We start from the raw sequence: 20,199 nt of genomic DNA on the forward strand, positions 1-20,199 counted from the left end.
GGAGATTAACACTCACCATCTTTAAATAAAATATTACTTAATTTCTTTAATAAAGGGCTTCTATAAGATGTAAAAAGCTCGATAATTAGAAGTATAAATATATAAAGTAAGAATGATAGCAATATAATTATTACTATAGAAGATACTATTTCAAACAAATGGACATCCTTATAAAATCTTTCTCCCAACTCATTAACATAAAATTCTACAACAGTTCCTTTTTTAACTTTCATAAAAGGGCTTTTTACTTTTTCAAAACCATCTTCAAATGTCAACATATAATCTTGACCCTTACCATAACCAGAAACTTTCTCTTTATTAGTACACTTTAATATAATAATTTCATTAGTTAGCATAAAAGTCATCCTATATAAAGGAATACACACTTTGCTTATAACTGTCAAAAAAAATATTATAAAAGATATATATATTAATAGTGAAAGTAGTATCCCATTATTATTTCTTAATTTCATTTGTTGTGGTATTTTTAATTACACTTGTAGCAACTCCATAACCAAACTTAACCTTATCACTAGAGTTGTCAATAACGGCAGCTGCAGCTGCTGCATTTGTTTTTGCTTTATCAGCAGCTACACTTTTAGCCTTATTCAATTTGTTTGTATTTCTCTGCACCTGATTCGGAGTAGTACTTTTTGAAAGCTTTTTCTGTAAAGCACTTACTTGTCCATTTGCTGACTTTAGTTCATGACTAGCTTTTTTATAAGCATTATTGACCATATCATCTAATCCATCTTTAATTTTCTTACCTCCCACAGATAATGCTACATCTGCAAAGATTTGAATTCCCGCTTCTCCTGGACTAATGTCTCCTTGTACAAGGTTAATTCCGTTTTTTATAGCAGACTTCATTCCATCAACTACAATATCATTACTTAATATTTTTTTAAATTTTCTAACTTTTCCTAAACCACCAGTCACTGCTCCAACAGCCCCTTCTATAAATACATCTGAAAAATCAACATCTTTAGTAAAAGCATCTACTGACAGGCCTGTGGATATCACATTTCCAGCCACTTGAACAGCATACTCTGTTCCAGCACCTAGTAAAAAACCTAAAACTGGTACAGGTAACTTTCCATCTGGGTCAATGTAGTTAGTAGAATTGTTCAGGGTATAACAATACGGAGAAAAAGAATATAATACTTCTGACTTTGGATCCACCACAAACCATCTCCCCAAACTTGCATCATAATGCCTCGCCCCATAATCGATAAAACCAATTTCCTCCTGCTTCTCTTTTCCATTGTATTGGAATTTATGATCCGGTGTACCTTGTTTCTCAATACCGGCCATATTCATACCAAACGGATAGTAATGGTTTTCTTGAACAACATAGTCATCAAAAGTGATGGTAATATCATCAAAGTAAACAGGTAGTGTTGGAGAAGCATTATGAAGTGAAACTTTAATACTTGCAGTATTTTCTGGAGCAACAAAGGACTTCCCTACTGTTTTCCATGCATTTGCAGTAGTCACCTTTAATTTCTCAGAATTCTGAGTTGCATTTCTATTTAAATCAAAAAATTCAACTTCCAAATAAGCATCTACATCTTCAATAGGCTCATCTCCAAAAGATAGAACAGGAGCGGCGATCTGAATTCTGTTTGACGCCTCTCTCGTCGACTCTCCGTTATCACTGAAAGAAGAATTATCATATGATGAGCTTGTCTGAGATTGTGTTACTACACTTTTGTGATGATTGCTTACATAATAATCTACTCCTACATATACCTTTTCACCTGCTTCAAGTGGTATTATTTGCTCTAGAGTTGCTCCTTGACTTCCGCTCCCTACTTCTTGAACCAAACCTTCTCTACCACCAATATTCCCTACAATTTCACCTTCCTTAAAGTCAAAAATTGAAACATTATCTTCAAAATCTTCAAGCACTACCTCATCCAAACGAACAGTAGCACGAAGGTTACCTAAATGGTCTTTATAATGGTATTCCTGATACAATTGTTTTTGTGCTAGCCTTGTTTTCACACCTGATTTATCTGTCAGAATACGTCCCTCAGCAGTATGTAGGAATTGTAATTCATCTGTTTCTCCTTTACTTTCGTAAACAAAACCACCAATATACTTAGTGGTCACATTTTGGATGGAGCCGTCTGCTTGTTTTATAGAAGCATACTTTTCCAATTTAACACCTGCTGCATCATAAATGTAAATGACTTTATCCTGATGTCCCTCTTTTAACTTAAAAGTAATTTCTTCAGGCAAGTTCAAATGATTGTACTTAATACTTTCTATATTTTTATTGGCGTCCTTTTCTAAGTTGCCATTGTCATCATAACTGAAAGCAGCACCTGTGCCTGCATCAAAGAAACTATTGTCTTTCCTAAAATCAGAAGGTCTATAACTAGAAGCATCTTCGACATTTTTCAACTGATTAGTGTTCGGTAAATACTCATACGTAAGCAAGTCAATAGTACCATAAGACGGAGACTGATCCGCAGCTCTGTATCCTTCTCTTGACAAATTTAAAATATTGCCATTAGCATCATATTTTATACCATTATCATTACCTGCAACAGAATACATTTCCCCTTCAGCCCCTATATAATTGGCTTTTTTCAATCGGTTCAACGGGTCATAAGTATATTCATAGCTACGTCCATTCATAGGGTCATTAAAAGATTGCCATGACTGTTTTACGATATTGCCATTGTATTGAGCCGGCACACCTAACGATTCATTTTGATCTGAAATGTAATACAGTTCCTGAACAAAAGGCTGATCTTTTGAGATATTTGCCCCTTTATTGACACCCAATGACCATCCACGTATATTGTAATCGTACTGATGCACCAAAGGCTGATTCTCCGTCCCTGTCGTTTTCTTGATCATCTCCCCAAGTTCATTGTACTCAAAGGTAGTAATGTCTTCCACTACATCGACCTTTCCTTCTTCATCTTCTTGGGAAACGGTTTGTTTTGTCTCCAAAATACGTCCAGTAAGATCATATTGATTTTCTTTCACTATAGTTACCATGAGATCATTGTACCCTTCATGCAGTAAATGTGTTTTAACTACTTCCCCGGCAAAATTATATTGTGTAGTTACAATATCTCTTTTCTTTCTTTGTCCTTCTGTTTTTTCTTTCCCTTTAGCCAAAGACTCTGTCAGAGTCTGTATTACCCTATATTTGTCGTCGTAATAGGTAACTGTTGTTAAAAAATCATTAGTTCCTAATACTCTAACTTTACTACCTGTTATTTTACCTTTGATAGAATAATTTCCATCTCTAACAAACCGGGTAATTACTTCTTTACCTTCATTCTCCTCTTCTTCTTCCAAGTCAAATACAAACTCCGGCACCTTAAATTCATAATCTTCGCCTAACCAATCATAATTATCATAAAACGTTTCCGATAAAATAGTAGCATCCTCTATTGTTGGATAGCTCCCCACGCCATATCGGTTTCCATTTATTGCTACACTATCACGAATATCTGAAAGTGCTAAACTTATTGTTTTAAGTCCTGTTGTTGTTGGTCTGTTTAAAGCATCATACTTTGTAAATAACCATTGACTCTCTAATCTTAAGTTTGCATCCTGTGTCAATACCAATCGGTCCCACTGATCATATACCATATACTCCCAACCTTTGCCAGGAAGTTTTTTAGCAATCATTCGGTTCAAATCATCATATTCATATTGATAGCAAAGATTATCAGTAACCTCATCAGAAAGTTTATTGGTAGAAGCAATATTTTCACTCGCTAATGGAGGGATAACCAAAATCAGGTTGTCATAATCATCATAAATGTAATAGGTATCAAAATAAGTTACTAAAGATGTATTTTCATCTACCCCCTCTTGTACTCTTTTTAAAAGGAGTTGGCCAAACTTATTTTTAACCTGAGTAGTAATAAATCCATGCTCATCATACGTTTCAAAAAGCATTAGCTCATTAGAAGAAAAATAGGGAATGTCATAATTAGATTTCAATTTACTTGATAGTATTCTTGCATTAAAGGTACCAGTATTACCATCAAAGCTAAAACCATCAGACAGTATAATTTCCTCCTTTGCTACCACGTCTTTATTACCTTCTATAGGGTAATCTATTTCGATTCGATTAGGAGTTGATTCTACCTCTATAGATTTAAAATCAATAATTTTATCTTCTAACAAGTTTGATCTTTCTACTGCAATTACGACCTTTTCTTCTTTTGTATCCCCTAAAGTTCCTGCCCAGTTTTCTCCTTGTGCTCCAAATTTATCAGCCTTACCTCTAGGTGTAGCTTCAAATTTCTTAAGTGTATATGGAAAGTCTGTTACTTCAGAAACCTTTTCTGAACCGTAATATTCCTCCTGTTTTTCTATGGCATCAGGAATAAATTCACCTTTTTTGCCATTACTAACATAGGGTAAAAATTCTTTGGGGTTAAAACCCGATTTATCGAAACCGTTAGGTATTATTATATCCAGATAATTATTTTCTTTATTTCTTGCTCCTTGTTTTATGACGGATTGTATAGGCCTTCCTAAGCCATCAAAATACTCTACCTTAGAAATAACTCCCTTAGAAATATCCTTTTCAATATCATCCAGCTCCTTTAAAATCGGTTTTCTAAATGAATGTGATTTCTTATAATTCAATTGATCATTATCTAAATCTTGATCAATAAGGTCTACATCAAAAATTTCGCTTTCAATCAAATAACTTATAGAGGTAGGTGCCCACTGTTGAGTCTCTGTATGTCTAGCTCTTAAAAAGTACTTACCAGGAGATGGGTTTAAAATATATAAGGCATCATTCGAATCATCTGGTTCCGAATCATCTGTTTGCCAAAAATAATCATACTCAGCATTATAATTGTTTTTATATAACTTTTTATCTTGACCATGTTTCCATAGATAAATAGGTCTATAAATATCATCATTCAATAATTCAATAAATACTGAGTTACTGACTTGCTCGCCAATTGTACAATCTTCGATTTTCACCCTTACATAAAGGTCTGAAGTTGGTGTAAAAGTCAATTCATTTGAGGTCCCTTTCTTGAATACCTCAAAATTCTGATTATCGTAAGACGTCTCCCAAATAAAAGTAGGCATCTCATCAAGTTCGGGTATGCTTAAGGTAATTTTAGAGCCTCTATAAATTTTACCATCCACGCCTCCTGTTATATCTATTGTATTAGAAAGAGAATACCTTTTAATACTAACTTTTTGAGATTCTTGACTAATACCTAAATCACAAACGTCTTTCCAATAAGATTTAACAAAGTACTCCCCTTCTCCAAGGTCTTTAAAAATAACCTCCCTAGAAGTATTCATTATTTTTTCATCCAAAAATTCACCTTCTCTAAATAACTGATAGGTTATACCTTGTAACGCATTTTTAACAGTAATTCGACCATTTATATGATTACACAACCCAATATTGCTCTCGAGTACTTCAATTTCTGGGACCTCTAATATATTGTTTAATTCATCCGATTTTTTTTCAAAAAGTCCACATGAATTTGAATCAAAACTTCTAACCCAATATCTATTTTGACAGCTCACCTCAAAAATAGCTTCATTTCCGTCCCCTTTAATGACTTCATGTTCATCTGATGGAGAATCAATTGTATTGCTCATTAATTGATAATTAATACCTTCTTGGGTTAAAAATGTTATATGATAATCATCAAAATTTTGCGTTAAAATGGGAGATATATTATGAATAACAATTGGCTTCTCAATAGTTATCATTGGAGAAACACCCGTCAATAAATCTTGATTATAACACCCCTGCTCTGATTGGATAAAACATTTCGCTTCAAACTGGAACCTTCCTTCTTCATTAAAATCGTAATATCTTATAGAAGGGTCCAAACTTTTCCTTGCTCCAGTATTTACATTAATCAGGTTTAATTCAGTAACATTAATACTACTATTACCTGACGCTTGCAAACTAAAACTCATACCTGTATTGATACAAGAGGTAGATGAACCAGAAATATTAACAGAAACGTCTGCATCTTCCCTATTTGGTTCCTCTATTTCTATAAAATCTGACTCTGTAACACCACATACATTATCATACACTTTAGCATAATAAATTCCAACTGGGAGATCATGGAAGACCTCTAAAAAAGAGGTGTTTGATCCCAAAAGATCTCTCACTTGTATTGGATAAACCCCTTCCTTTTCATAGATCTCTACTTTTGTAACTGTCTGTGTATACTGAGAATGATTTGTGACTGAAATATTTCCTAATGATACATTGTTAAGACAATATGATTCACTTCTAACAATTATATCTTCTTGTTTTAGAGGTTTATGTTCATTGATTTTAAACGCTAAAACCTCATTATCATTACACTCATTACTATATTCAATTGAATAATTACCCTTAGAAAAGGTACCTGGTATATTCAATACTCCATCTTTTGTACTTTGTAGATGACTTATAAGAGTACCGTCTTTCTTAAAAATATAAGAACAATATTTTTGGCTATTATTGATAGTAATTGAAGTAGTTTCTCCATCACAAAGATCTGATTGATAATTTAGAGATAACGGCTTTAATACTTCACAAACAGTAATCGTTGGTGAGAGTACAACTTTGCTTTCAGTTGAATAACAATTACTGCCACTTCCTCCACTTATAGTATAAGCATATTGGAATTTAAATTTACCAACCTCATTAAATGTATAACTTCCTATGCCACTGCCTAAAGAAGTTGATGACCCTGTTTTTTCATTGATCAGAAACCATTCACCAGAAATTGTTACACCACTAGGGTTGTTTAATCTAATAGTCTTTGTATTACCTAAATAAGTACTAGTTCCTCCATCTACACTTATAGAAATATTAGTATCTGGTCTCTCTGGTTTACTTATTGATACAGTTGGGCCAATTTCTGTACCACATGAAGAATACAGTCTTACTTGAAAAGTACCAACTCCCTCAAGGTCGAACTGATACATATTACTAGCGGTGGAAAAATTGGTTTCAGCAAGGTAAGTATTATCTCTATAAATTTGTATTTTCTGTGTCCTATCAACTTTAGTATAATCAGCAAAACTAACGGTTATAACAGAACGAGCTGCATTGTCTTTACAATAACTACTTCCAGTAATACTTACTAAATCTTTGTCCGATTCATACGTTTTTATTTCTTGAACTGCTGAATATTTATCAGAAGAACAATTAGCATAAGATCGAATTCTATATTTACCAGTTCCATAATAAGCAAAACTTATTGTACCTGATTGGTTTGAAATCGTTTGTTTTGTTGTATATGTTTCACCCTCTAATTTTTGTAAAGAATAAGAGACTAATGAACTTGCATTTGTAACTCTTAAAGGTGTACTAGAATTGGGACATACTTTATTACTTCCAACAGTAAAGATTGGTGTTGACCAAGTAGGTCCACTAATTAATGAGGCACTAACAATATTAGAAGATCCTATTCTATTTCCAGGCCAGTCAAAAATATCAACTTGATAATCACCTGATTGACTCGCTTGAAAAGAAGCTTGTCCACCCATTATTAAAACATAATCTGAAACATAGTCATTAAATCTTTTTAATCTTAAATAACGGGATTCAGGACCTTCTGCTTTAAGTGAAATACTAGAACAAGTAGTATTTGTTACACTAAGTTTTACTGTTTGTGCATATGTTGTAGTTCCTATTATCATAATGATTAATGATAACAAGAATATATTTTTTGTTTTTAGCATGAATCAAATAATTTGAAGTAGATAGTTATTTAGTTTCTGTGTGATATTTATATTCATATAATGATATATATTCACCTTTATCATTTTTAATTGACTCTAATTCTCTGAAGCTATTGTAAGTGAAGTACAACCTTCTTCCATTCTCATCAATTTCTTCTATCAAAAGTTCGTCATCTCCATATACAAAACCTTTTATGATATGATCAGGATGATTTTCACTTAATACTTTCCACGAATCTAAACCTTGTACAATATTTCCAAGATCAATATTTTCTGCAACATTCTCTCCTTTTATAATGAAGATTGGATGAATGAGATTTGCATCCCATACAACCATTGTCGTAATACCTGATGCATCAATATTTTTTTGTAACCTCCCATTACTCCAAGTATTTGCTGAATTTAATTTCCATTCAAGTTTATCAATTACCTTTGTATAAAAATCACTAATCTTTGGATATTCAGTGGCTAAATCTCTTGAAAACTCATTCTTTTGAACTTGAATAACATCACCATTTTTTCTGTTAATAATTTTTGTTGGGTTCGCTATTTCATTATTTTTTAATAAGTCAGTTTTGATATCACTATCCAAATCATCGTTATTCAAATAAAAATACTCTGTTTCTAGCGTTGTATTTTCATCACTTGATATGACCTTCTTAAGAAGATAATTATCTGAATAATATTCGTTTTTTGTCCTTACCTCAAATTGATTACCATTTTTAGTCTCTTTTTGAATACTCTCTAATAGAGTGCCTGTCTGATATTTCCAATTATCAAATACAACAGGAAATATTTCATTTAATGATGTTGAACCTCTTTGGATCAAACCTCCATAATATACTCTTTGCTTTAAAGTAATACATGGTAGAGTTTTATTAATAACAGTCCCATATACATTTGCACTACTTTGCACCAATTCTCCATCTTCATTAAAAATTCTTGTTGAAGATGGTTTTCCATTATTCGGATTAGAATGAAATGCTAATGGAAATGGGAAGAAATTTTTCTCCCAGATTAAACCCTCATGATTAACTGAGGTATTCTGAAAAGGCTGATTGATCACACTATTATATGTAGAACCATTACCTTCTAAAATCTCATCAACACCATAATAACTTAAGACATTACTACCGAAAATTGCTGAATTGTTCGAAGATGAAATTCTTTCGAAGTCCCACTTTATATTAAAGAGCTGGACCGTATTCCCTGCATTAGATGCTCTTTGCCACCATTGATGTTTAGTCAAGAAATTATAGCTATGATTTATCATTGGATTCGGGTATTCATAGCTTACTTTTTTGAGAACTTTATCATTAATATCTAAATATTCTATGTCTTTTACTCTTAACCCTCCAATTGTCGTTTCTTTTACCCCACTATCGTCATTTTTTTCACGATACGTATATTCATATAAAAGATAAATTGCCAAACTACCTGTAAATTCTGGGTTATATTTATTATCATAATATAGTTTCACTTCAATTTCATCATTCTCATCTATTAATTCGTGAGTCGCATAAGCTATTACGTCATCGTTTGGGAAACCTACTCCAGTATGGACTTGTTCAGTCTTCTCTAAATTCTCTTCTAATTCCTTCCTTTCTAGAAGCTCCCCATTCTTAAATATGGCTACTCTAGGTTTTAATCTTTTTAATTCAAAAAAAGTCTCAGTATTTTTTTGAGGGCCAAGTAATAAAAATCTAAATTCAACTTGAGTATTTCTATTACTCTTGATTTTAAATGAATCACCTGGACATTTATTCTCTGATTCTTCTTCACTACAAAGGTTCATAACATATGAATAATCCTTTCTAAGTAAAACATCTTCTTCTGTAATATTATGTACATACGTTGTAGTTTTATTTGCCTCATAATTGAATTTCACCTTTCCGCCTGTAGGATATTTTACCGTTTCTAGTATGCCCATTTTCATATAACGTTCACTAGAATTCCTATTATTAAAATAACCTAAAGGCTCTATACTTCTTGGATATTTTATAAGTGTTGTATTCCCCTGACCATTGCTAAAGCCCCAAAAATCAACGCTTTTAGATAAGTAATCAGGTATATGGTAAGGATAGGAAGTTCTATATAAAAACTCATATTTTCTAGAATCACCCTCACTTATTGAATTATGAAGTTCTTTTAAAAAAAGCCTTTTGTTTCTTGAAAACTGTTCTTTATCGTGGTCATCAACAACTTCATCTAAACCTGTATAATTGTATTTAAATTCATAATTGTTATATTTCAAATAACTACTATTAATACTCTTATAAAAATCAATACTACTTAAAAAATATTCATTATAAATATCAGCTGTTTCAGCATCAGCCAAATAATCATCTCCATCTCTTCTATTTCTTACAGCATTAAATGACACATAGTTTTTTGTTCTAGTTCCTGAAATGGTTTCTAGTCTACTATTTCCACTAATAAAAGATTTATTCTGATTAATAGTTAAGCCTAAAGGGTAATCGGGTTTTTTACTAAATTTTTCTTCAAAAACATTTGTTATTTGACCTCCTGAACCATGGGTATAATCCAAATATTCTGTAATTGATACTCTTTTCGTCACTGTATTGCCATAGGTAAATTCAATTTTATCTATTTTATCATTACTAATGATTTCTCTTAATAGCCATGCTGTGGCTACTCCTGAAGTTTTCTCAATAAATTTTTCACTTACAAACCCGTCTAAATCAGCAGAACCAAATACATAAGATGTTCCGTCAATATCTTTTACAATAAACTTATACAGCTTTCCTTGCTCATAAAATTTTTCAATCGTAATTTTTTTATCACATTCTAAAGCTAAATCATTACTTGGCCCGAATGAAAACTTAGCAACTATGTTGGGTAAATTGATAGTGAAAATATCAGGCTGACTATCATAATTACCATCAACAAATCCTTTATATAAATAATATTTGGCATCATCTGAAAACACAGGAACAACCTCATCGCAAGCTACTTCTTTAATTTGCTGTATTTTATCCATATTACTAGATTCCCAATAAGCTCCAGAAGCTGATTCATCTGGGATATGATTTACTTGTCTAGTGATTGAACCACCTGCTTGTAATGTCCATCCAAGCCCTACCCAACCAGGCACATTATTAACCCTATTACCTTCACTATTGTAAGATAGTGTGATAGGAACTTCGAGATTTCCTTCTTTAAAAGTACCAAGAGGAATTGAAAAGTTAGATGTGCCATTTGAAGCACTAATTTTCTGTTCAGATATACTTAATAATCCTGTTGATTCTGGTGACAGTGGATATATATTATCCAATGGGTATTGTTGAGCCTCTACATTTCCCTTTATAAAAAAGAAAAAATACAGAAACCCCATTACCGTTAAATGAGATTTTAACATGTTAGAAATGTTTAGTTTACTTATTTAATATATAGTTTACTTTTTCTTCTAATGCTGATAATTTTTTAAACTTATCATTCAAATTTTTATTCATTTCAATCAATTCAATGATTCTCTTTTCTTGATCAATTGTATACAAAGTAAGCTCTTCAATTTTTTCCAAAAGCTTGACATTCATTGCTGCTAAATCAACGCCTTCATTAAGAACCTCTTGTTCTGGTTTGATATTAGGCAGGTGATGATGTTCTTTTACAAAAGCTTCTAATTCAGAAAGGGGCATTAAATTATAATTCTGTCCAAATACATAATCTGCCCAAATATCTGTATGAACTTTAATCTGATTAGAATAAATTCCTCCCCAAACTCTAAGGTTACTTGTACTGTTCTCTTCTCCAAAGACAATGTTCTTATCACTATCCATTGTCAGCATTGTGTAAGCACCAGACCAATTAGAACCATTAAGCATAGAAATTTTTAGAGATCTATCTTCGGTTCTAAATGCCCAAACAGAAGCTAAACCTGAATAATTTTTAGTTTCAAAAACTAGAGGGACTTTTCCTGTTGCAATATGGACTTTTCCCAGATGCCCAAACGCAACATTATTGGTACCAATACCAACATTTTTATTACCTGAATGGTAATAGATTCCACTTGATTCAATTTCATTTTGAGAATATCCTTGATAGGCAATTAGGTATATCAAGAAAAATAGAATGATAGTAATAAAGGTTTTAGTATTCATTATGTCAGTGAAAATTAAAAAATTAGTTCTAGCAAAATCTTAAATCAAGAATACTTTTTGTGTATAAAAAGTGATATTTAATTGTGATAAAAAATCAATGAGTTGTAGTCTTTCAACACTATTTAAAAGTAACTATAGGATAATCACTAGAAATATTAAGTTTAACGTGATTCAAATATATTTTATATTTTTTAAATATTTACATATAAAATAAAAAAAGAGCTACCACAATTATCAATTTAAACAAATCTAACAATTAACAATATAAACAACTTAAAATTAGCTGAAATCAATTTACTAAAGTCTGGATTTGCGTCCATTATAAGGTGACACTCTTCACCCTTAGTAGGTACACCTCTTTACCCTTTACATGTCGTGATCCCTTCCCTTATAAGGGTGAACACCTCACCTTTAGAAGGGTGACGACCTCAATTGGATAGAGATGCGTAAAATCTCATGATAACTTGAACTCCCAAAAACAACTTTCTACATAAGCGTAGTAAAAAGGTCAATCTTGAATGTATGGTTATCAAAAATTGACCTTTATGTTTTACCTATCCTTCTTTGTGTTTGAAGTTATAAGTTGGAAACTTATTCAATAGCCAAGTTACGAGTAACACTTGCGTTTAACACTCAAAACAGTGGAGAGAAAACTATTAGTAGTCCTCCATTTTTCTTTCTAAAAAGGATATCGATTTTTTAATTTCTTCTTTGTCCGAGTTTTTTTTCACATTTTCCATCGAAATAGATTTAAGAGTATCAAGAGAATCCTTGATAGTATCTTTATGAATAGCAACATTTTCAAATAAAGTGAAAACTTCATATGTACTATAACCTCTTATGAATGCAAGAGTAACTTCATCAAAAGGAGAATTCCCATACTTATTTTTATAATTAGGATCTCCTCCATTCTCTAGAAGAAGTTTAAATATCTCAATATCTTCTGAAGTCGGGTAATAATTAGATACTCTCGTAAGATTATGAATATAATAATGCATGCTAGTATTATTATTTTCATCTCCGCTATTTATATTAAAACCCAAGTTTATTAACTCAACTATAAAGGGAATATTCTTATAACTAACTGCTAGATGTAATAAGTCTTCGCCTATTACAGATCTTATCGACTTAATATCTTTTATTTTCTTAAGATTATTAATTACAGAATTTATTTTACTATTAATTTCAGAATCTACTTTCCCTATTTCTAATAAATTATCAAAATCATCCCATTCTATCATAATATTATTTTTTTTCATGTTTTCCAGATGAATTTCTTAGATCTACCACCCTCTACCACTGTCCTTTGTATTAAATCAGCAAACTACACTAAAAGCTAGTCATTTGTTATAGTTATAGCTAAAAAAAATAGCCCTAGTTGAACATTTAACTTTTATTTTTCGGATATAGCTTCTCCTTTATTTTGTATCCAAACACCACAAACACCCCAATAAATGTACAAACGAAACCCACTAAACCTAATAGAACTGTGCCTGTCCATTGCCCCTTCTTTACTACTGCCTCTTGAGGAGAATATTTATGATACATCACTACAACTTTCTGCCCCACCTCATGATTTAGGCTTCCATTTGTATAAAACTTTATTTTCTCGTTGTACTGATCAACAAATTCCACCACTATTTCTACACGCCTAACATCCTCATCATCGGTAGATTCTGTATATTCATTTTTCTCTAAAACTTTCCCCTCTGTCTCAATTGCATATTTTTTAAATTCCAAATTATCGTTTAATGATACCCAACTCGCACGCAGAAATAATATACCTGGTAATAGAAAAAATAAGGCGAAAAAGAAGTTTGCTATTTTCATGTTTGATTAATGGAAATTACTGTAAATAAAGCACGATATTAAAGATTTTTGATATTCAACTTTTGTTCCAGAGCATAATTCTATTGATAAAGTGTGCATGTAAAGTTAGAAATCAAGAGACTATAAATTATTGAATATTCTAGAAGCATGAAGATTAGGTTATAACTTTTATTTATCTCAAGGGTCTTGATTCTTGAAAGTAATGTGTGGAAAATGCTCAATAATTAATATTTGATAACATTGTAAAACTATACGATCCCCTATTGTTGTTCACCGCTTTTGTGGTACAATTATTGAAGCTTTTGGAGGCGTAAAACACTGACATGAATTTTTTATGCTAATCATAAACACCTTTAATTTTTTAATCTCTAGCGTTTCTGCTGGCAAATACAAAATTGGCAAGATATAACTGCCAATTTTAACAAGTAACATTTATATAAGGATTGTAGAGAGGCTCAATTCATGTCATATGAAAATGATTTAAATGTATTCAATAAAACAGACTTTAAAGAAAATTCAACAATAAAATCTATTCGATTATTATATGGAGTATTATACTCCTAGCTACTTGAGGCTATTTTGACTTCTATTTTGCTACTTCAATTGATACTATGTATTACATCTTAGTGCTTCTTTTGCTGCAAAATTTTATTCCTAAATAGTGCTCTCTCTAAAATTAATTGGTATTAAATATTAATCTTATGAAAAAACAATTTTCCTTCATTTTTTTGCTACTTATGATCGGTACTTCTTATGCACAAACAAAAGTGTATAATATGCCAAAATCTATTACAACAGATCATTCAAGCTTCACATTCGAAAAAGTAAAATCTTCTACTTCTAGTTATTACATTAATTATAAGGCTAAAAACACTGGAAACGGTTACCTTATTATTGACCGTAATGAAACTGCTTTATCAATGAATCAGGGTGAAGTTAGACCTACTAAAACGCAATACGTTTTAAAACCGGGAGATAGCAAAACGATTTACAATGAGTTCCGTGCAAAACTTCCTGTAAAAGCAAATGCGGACCAATTCTTTCTTCAAATGAAAGGTATCCGTTATGCAAAAGCACCAGGGACAGCTGTAAAAACTGAAGCTTTAACAGTAGCTGAAAAAGCAGAAAAAACGTATGGTAATTTCCATGTAAAAGTGATGGAACATAATGTTTATTCTGATAGAGTATATGTTCAGGTGAAATGTTCATTCCAAGGAAAGGTGGGACAATTAGGTTATTTAGATCTTACAAAGATTAATGTTTCAGGAGGAGAACCGAAGATTGTGAAGAAAGGTGATATCATCTTCCCTAACAAATCGTATACTTTCTCAATGAACATTTCTCCTAATGGTGAAGCAGTTGTAATCGATTGGGCTGACGCAATTCAAGTGCTTCAATTAGAAGAGGTAAGCATCGAGAATGTTGATATCAGAAGCACAACTTATGTAGAAAAAAAGGAAGAAGTTAAGGAAGCACCTAAGGAAGAGAAAAAAGAAGTTGCAAAAGATTGCGAGATGAGCTTTGCAGACTTTTCTAAATTGAAAAATGATATTAAAGCTGAAATGAATGCAGGTGGCAAATCTGTAGAAATGGCCAATGAGTTTTTGATGGAAAAAGGATGCATCAGCACTGCTCAAGTAGTAGATTTGATGGGTGTTTTCAACTTGGATGGAAAAAGATTAGCGTTTGCTAAAATGGCATTTGAGTACACTTCTGACAAGTCAAAATATCATATGGCAGTTGGAAAACTTTCTTATGTAAAAAATAAAGAAGCTTTGGAAGAGTTTTTAGGTCACCAATAAACTATTCAAAATAGCGTTTTAATTGAACAAGAGGCTGTTTCATAACAAGTGTATGAATCAGCCTCTTTTTCTATTTTTTAGGTTTTTCCGGTGATTAAGAGTATTTCCATTTTTTGTTTATTTATCCACTACTTGTTACACTCAAAGCAATGAGTGGATAAATAAAGGTCAATTCTGAATGTATAGTTATCAAAAACTGACCTTTATGTTTTTACCTATCCTTCTCTTTGGTTTAAGTTCTAAGTTGAAACCTTATTCGGTAAATTAGTCCAGAATGCTACTTTCTTTACTCCAGTAGAGATTTATTATAAATAGTCGAATCTACAAAAAACATTTTAAACTCTTGATCACCTCTCATAATTGTCACATAAGGTGAACCTTCTTCTTTAAAGATAGAATCTCCAACTAATAATGAGTCATAAAAAGCTTTTCTTTCATTATTATATAAAACAGCAACTTTCTTTTCATTATCTAAATGAATATATCTGCTTGACATTCTATTACGTTTTACGATCTTCTCCTTTACCAAACCATTAAATGACTTTTCAAGATATACATCATAAACTTTTTCTTTATGTGATTTTGAGGAGTAATTATTGATAATCACTTGATAAACAAAAATTGATGTTATAATTATAAAATTGATGATACTGACCTTTTTCATATAATTTTGTTAGTTCATATTTCATTTAAAACTCAAGTATTAACTCTGCTCATAACGTTAAATAATACTATCACTTTGAGTTTACTTATTGTATAGACTTTATCACTCAATACATTCAAAAAACACCCTATTGGTTAATTAGGGTCTTCACGGAAAGTGTGAATTCAGATTTTAGCCTTTATTATTTTGGTGTGATGTTATATGTCAGCGACTAATACAATTCTAAAGTTCCCGCCAAGATCAGACAGTTATTTTTATTATTAATCTGTACTTCTAAATCACAACCCCAAATCCCTTCTAGCTCTCGCATTCAATAATTGTAAGGAATCAACTTCTGCTAAAGTCCAACCCTTTGGTGGTGCATACATGTTTTTTTCTAAAGGACATATGACACTAGAGAAAGAAGGATGATTTCCCGAAAATTCCATTAACCAAATTCTATGTTTAGAACCTCTTAGTGTAGAAGATGAAACAGAGTAAATATAACCATTAACTTTATACTTAATTGAAGGGTTTGCACCAACAAATGAATCTACAATACCTACTGTATATCTTTTAGGTGAAAAAGATAAATAAGTGACTATAGGAACTACACATAATACGAATACTATAAAAAACTTCTTGTCACTCATATTGATTTTTTAGAGTGTAATACAATTCTAAAGCTTAAGGTGACGTTGGCACTTAACACCTTCCTAGGTAGTGAGTATTTATTATTCATTATATTATTATTAGGTTTAGTTTCTTTTATCATAGTTTGCGATTTGTACTATGTGACAATAAATATAATCATCTATTTTAATTCTTCCATTTTAAAATTGCTGAATAAAAAAATAGGGAATAACCACTAAAAGTGATTACTCCCTCAAGTATATGCTGTGGATTGTGTAAAATATTAATTCACCTTCAGTTTTGTAGTAATTACATCTTCTACCATTTCGACCTTAAGAATGTAAATACCTTGTGGAAAACTGTTTTCATTTAAGTAAAGTGACACTATTTCCGAAGTTGTTGTATTTTTATTATAAATAACTTGTCCTTGAAGATTGGATATGCTAATGGCAGCATCCTTGTTCAATGGCAATCCTTTGATGTTTAATATTCCATTGTTAACCGGGTTTGGATAAAATGTCACCTTATCAAACAACGTTTCTTCTGTTTCTCTTACTCTTGCTGAACTACTCAAATTTGACATATCACAAGTGTAGTTGGTAATTTTATTTGCAGAAGTAACAGTCCAAAGTTTAGAATCTGATGTGATCGATATTCTTGATCCTGCACCTGAAATCACCTCATAGCTACCGCTTCCAATGTATTTTTGAATGGAATTGTTTTCATCTACTACTACAAATTCATCTTTTGCAGCATTGATCGCTATGTCTTTAATTTTAAGCGTACCTTTTTTATCCCATCTGTTTCCTAGCCATTGGTAAACATAGCCGTCTGTACCTCTGATCCAAGGTCGGTCGTCGTCCGTTGCCGCAATATCAGTACCTAAAGTTGTACCGTAAGCTAGTGACCAGCCATCGCCTAAATATTTATAGACTTTACCATCTGACCCAATAGTATATACATTGTTGCTAACGGCAATGTCAACCCCGATTCCTTTTCTATACACCCATGCATTATTGACATATTGGTATATTCTATTATCAGTACTTACAGCCCACACCCCTGATTGACCAACATCTACTCTTTTCAGTTCCATTGTATTGTCAACCAAAGTAAAACCATTACTACCATTCGATTGATAGAGATAGTTGTCAGTACCAACCACATATGTAATATCTTGGAAAGCGCCGATATCTAAAGCATTTCCGCTTTGAAGTACCCAACGGCAAGTTCCTCCACCATTATCACCACCATTATCACCTCCATTGTCACCTCCATTATCTACACTCATTGTGTAAGTATAATCATTATAAGCCCAATTATTATTGACCTTGTTCCATAGTCTAACGTAGATGGAACCACTGTTTGGCAGGTTACTTACGGTGTATTGCTTAGCTGTAAACTCTCCCCCTGAATTCAAAATATCAGTACTTCCTGCTGAAGTACCCACATATAACCAATGTGCATCACCTTCAATATCCCATTTGAATTCTACTGAGTTAGATGTGAGTACAGTTCCTTCTCTTGGTAAAATACCGTCAATAGGAGGAACAACAACATCACCGACATTCATCGTATAAGTAAAGTCCTGATAAGCCCAGTTTCCACTGTTTTGACTCCAAAGACGCACATAGATTGTTCCTGATTTTGGAAGGTTAGATACTGTCAATGATTTTGTAGAGATTTGTTGACTATTTAAGATTTCAGTACCGCCTGCTGTCGTGCCAACATACATCCAATGATAGTCTCCATCATAATCCCAAGTGAAGTTTACTTGAGAAGTCTGAAGCACTGTACCACTTTTAGGAGAAATACCTTCCTTGTCTCCTCCTCCGTTATCACCGCCATTGTTACCCAGTCGGTTGCTGACCCAAGATTTTGCAGAAGAACTAATCACCCAACGCATATCTCTCTCAAAGAAATTTACTAAATCACGGTCAGCAGATAAACTCCAAATCTTATAGACATTGTCTCTACATTCTTGATAAGAAGTTCTACTTGAACGGTCGCTCACCACATTGCTTTCTAGGTAACGGTATACTTGCTTAATCCAAGCATCTCCACCAAAGTTCTCATAAGAATAGATGATCATACCTGTCATAAGGTCATTTACACTGGATTGCTGTCTCCATGGCAAACGATCTTTTCTCCATGTATTGTCAAAATTGTACTGAGTGTTGTTTAAGTAATACTCAAACTTGCTGACCATCCCTTCTCTAAATTGAGCAAGGCTTTGACCATAATAAAGAAGTTCATAGTTTAATGATGTGGGAATCATAACTGCTTGAGCATTGTTAAACCCAACAGTCCACCAACCCCAATTGGATGAGTTGTCGTTCATCACCCAGTCGAACTTGTTGTTGAAACGACTTAAGTAAAAGTTTCTTGCCGTTTCATAAAGGAATACTTGATGAATAGCATTTCTACCACTGTTTGCTGCATTGTACACTTCATCGAACAATACTTTTCCAGTAGACATACCTCTTGTACCATGGTATGCTAATCCACCATAACCGCAGTTGTCAACTACAATTTCGATGACAGGCAATCCTCTATAACTAGATTGTTTTGGTAGATTGGAAAGTCCTGAAAACTCAACGAATTTGGCATCCATTGCATCCAAAATATTAAGGACTCTATTCATTGTTGTTGCAGATCTACTCGAAGGTGTTTCTCCTTCTATCATTACTACAACTCGGTTTCCGATCCACGCTGTGGCACTTTTAGTACCTACACAACTTGGAACTTTAAATGTAAAAGTAGTTTGTTCTGGAGTGGCCGCTTTTACATTTCCGGCCATTAATACCAAACAAACAATCATGAAAATAGATTGAAGTCTAAGTAAACAGTTAATCATTTTAATTGTAATTTTTGCTGTGAAGAAGTACCCGAAATGAAGAAAAGGGATGTTTCGTACACCATAGTTAAAACTATGGGTAGGTGATAATCCAACCTGAGCAAGACTGAAGTCTTGAGGGGGGTTGGTAACGTAGGCAACACTTCAGTGTTGGTGGAGTCTGTATCACTTGCCCATGACTTCAGTCGTGGTGCACGCTATTTTAGTTTTTATTTTTCAGCCCAATCAAAGCAGACCTATAACGTATTGCTGTCACTACGTCATCAAAACCTAGCAAAGAATAGGAGAATACCCATTTACTTTATTCCAAGTACTATGAATATGTGGACGACCCACAAAAAAAGTGTAGACAGTGAATAACCATATCCTACCCTGCAGTGTATTCAATAGGTATTCGACTTAAATAAAAGTTTATGGAAGTTGGCTTTAACAGAGAAGCCGATTAATTAATTAATTTATTTATTCAATAATTAGTTATCTCTTAATTTGAGAGCTGTCATAATTAAAAGAAGAATGCATTTAAGATTTCAGAACTTACGATTTGCTGTAGCTTTTCATTTTTGTTGAAAAATATTTACGGTGCAAACATATAAAGATCAACTC

At 32.5% G+C, this 20,199-nt stretch carries 10 protein-coding genes; 1 reads left to right on the plus strand and 9 read right to left on the minus strand.

The features are described from left to right. Nucleotides 1-5: 5 nt before the first annotated feature. The 6 genes from AVL50_RS01910 to AVL50_RS01935 all read right to left on the minus strand — a co-directional run bounded on the left by AVL50_RS01910 (nt 6) and on the right by AVL50_RS01935 (nt 13,661). Nucleotides 6-473 (minus strand): hypothetical protein, encoded by a 468-nt coding sequence (locus AVL50_RS01910; RefSeq protein ID WP_062614786.1) that lies wholly within the window; start codon nt 471-473, stop codon nt 6-8. After that, complete coding sequence (locus AVL50_RS01915) at nt 457-7,710, minus strand: RHS repeat-associated core domain-containing protein (protein ID WP_062614787.1); 7,254 nt, start codon at nt 7,708-7,710, stop codon at nt 457-459. The genes AVL50_RS01910 and AVL50_RS01915 overlap by 17 nt, the downstream gene beginning before the upstream one ends. Before the next feature lie 25 nt (nt 7,711-7,735). Then, nucleotides 7,736-11,089: a hypothetical protein gene (locus AVL50_RS01920; RefSeq protein WP_157491104.1), complete on the minus strand. Its 3,354-nt coding sequence runs from the start codon at nt 11,087-11,089 to the stop codon at nt 7,736-7,738. A gap of 16 nt (nt 11,090-11,105) precedes the next feature. After that, on the minus strand, nt 11,106-11,831 hold the full coding sequence (locus tag AVL50_RS01925) for a hypothetical protein (RefSeq protein WP_062614789.1): 726 nt from the start codon (nt 11,829-11,831) through the stop codon (nt 11,106-11,108). A gap of 656 nt (nt 11,832-12,487) precedes the next feature. Further along, nucleotides 12,488-13,090, minus strand: a complete 603-nt coding sequence (locus AVL50_RS01930; protein ID WP_062614790.1) for an ankyrin repeat domain-containing protein — start codon at nt 13,088-13,090, stop codon at nt 12,488-12,490. A gap of 127 nt (nt 13,091-13,217) precedes the next feature. Then, nucleotides 13,218-13,661, minus strand: coding sequence for a DUF3592 domain-containing protein (locus AVL50_RS01935; RefSeq protein WP_062614791.1), 444 nt, complete (start codon nt 13,659-13,661; stop codon nt 13,218-13,220). A 701-nt stretch (nt 13,662-14,362) separates the two neighbouring features. On the opposite strand from AVL50_RS01935, the gene AVL50_RS01940 reads away from it, so the two are divergent. Further along, on the plus strand, nt 14,363-15,463 hold the full coding sequence (locus tag AVL50_RS01940) for a DUF4476 domain-containing protein (RefSeq protein ID WP_082795621.1): 1,101 nt from the start codon (nt 14,363-14,365) through the stop codon (nt 15,461-15,463). A 286-nt stretch (nt 15,464-15,749) separates the two neighbouring features. Here the strand turns inward: AVL50_RS01940 and AVL50_RS01945 are convergent, their stop codons facing one another. The 3 genes from AVL50_RS01945 to AVL50_RS01955 form a co-directional block, all read right to left on the minus strand. Beyond that, entirely contained in the window at nt 15,750-16,127 is a 378-nt protein-coding gene (locus AVL50_RS01945; RefSeq protein WP_062614793.1) for a hypothetical protein, read from the minus strand. A gap of 278 nt (nt 16,128-16,405) precedes the next feature. Continuing rightward, entirely contained in the window at nt 16,406-16,759 is a 354-nt protein-coding gene (locus tag AVL50_RS01950) for a hypothetical protein (RefSeq protein ID WP_062614794.1), read from the minus strand. 263 nt (nt 16,760-17,022) lie between these two features. Continuing rightward, the gene (locus tag AVL50_RS01955; RefSeq protein ID WP_157491105.1) at nt 17,023-19,596 is read right to left on the minus strand and encodes a T9SS type A sorting domain-containing protein; all 2,574 of its coding nucleotides are present in this window, start codon (nt 19,594-19,596) and stop codon (nt 17,023-17,025) included. Nucleotides 19,597-20,199 lie beyond the last annotated feature (603 nt).

Origin of the sequence: Flammeovirga sp. SJP92 (assembly GCF_001583495.1) — a bacterium.
Lineage (GTDB): Bacteria > Bacteroidota > Bacteroidia > Cytophagales > Flammeovirgaceae > Flammeovirga.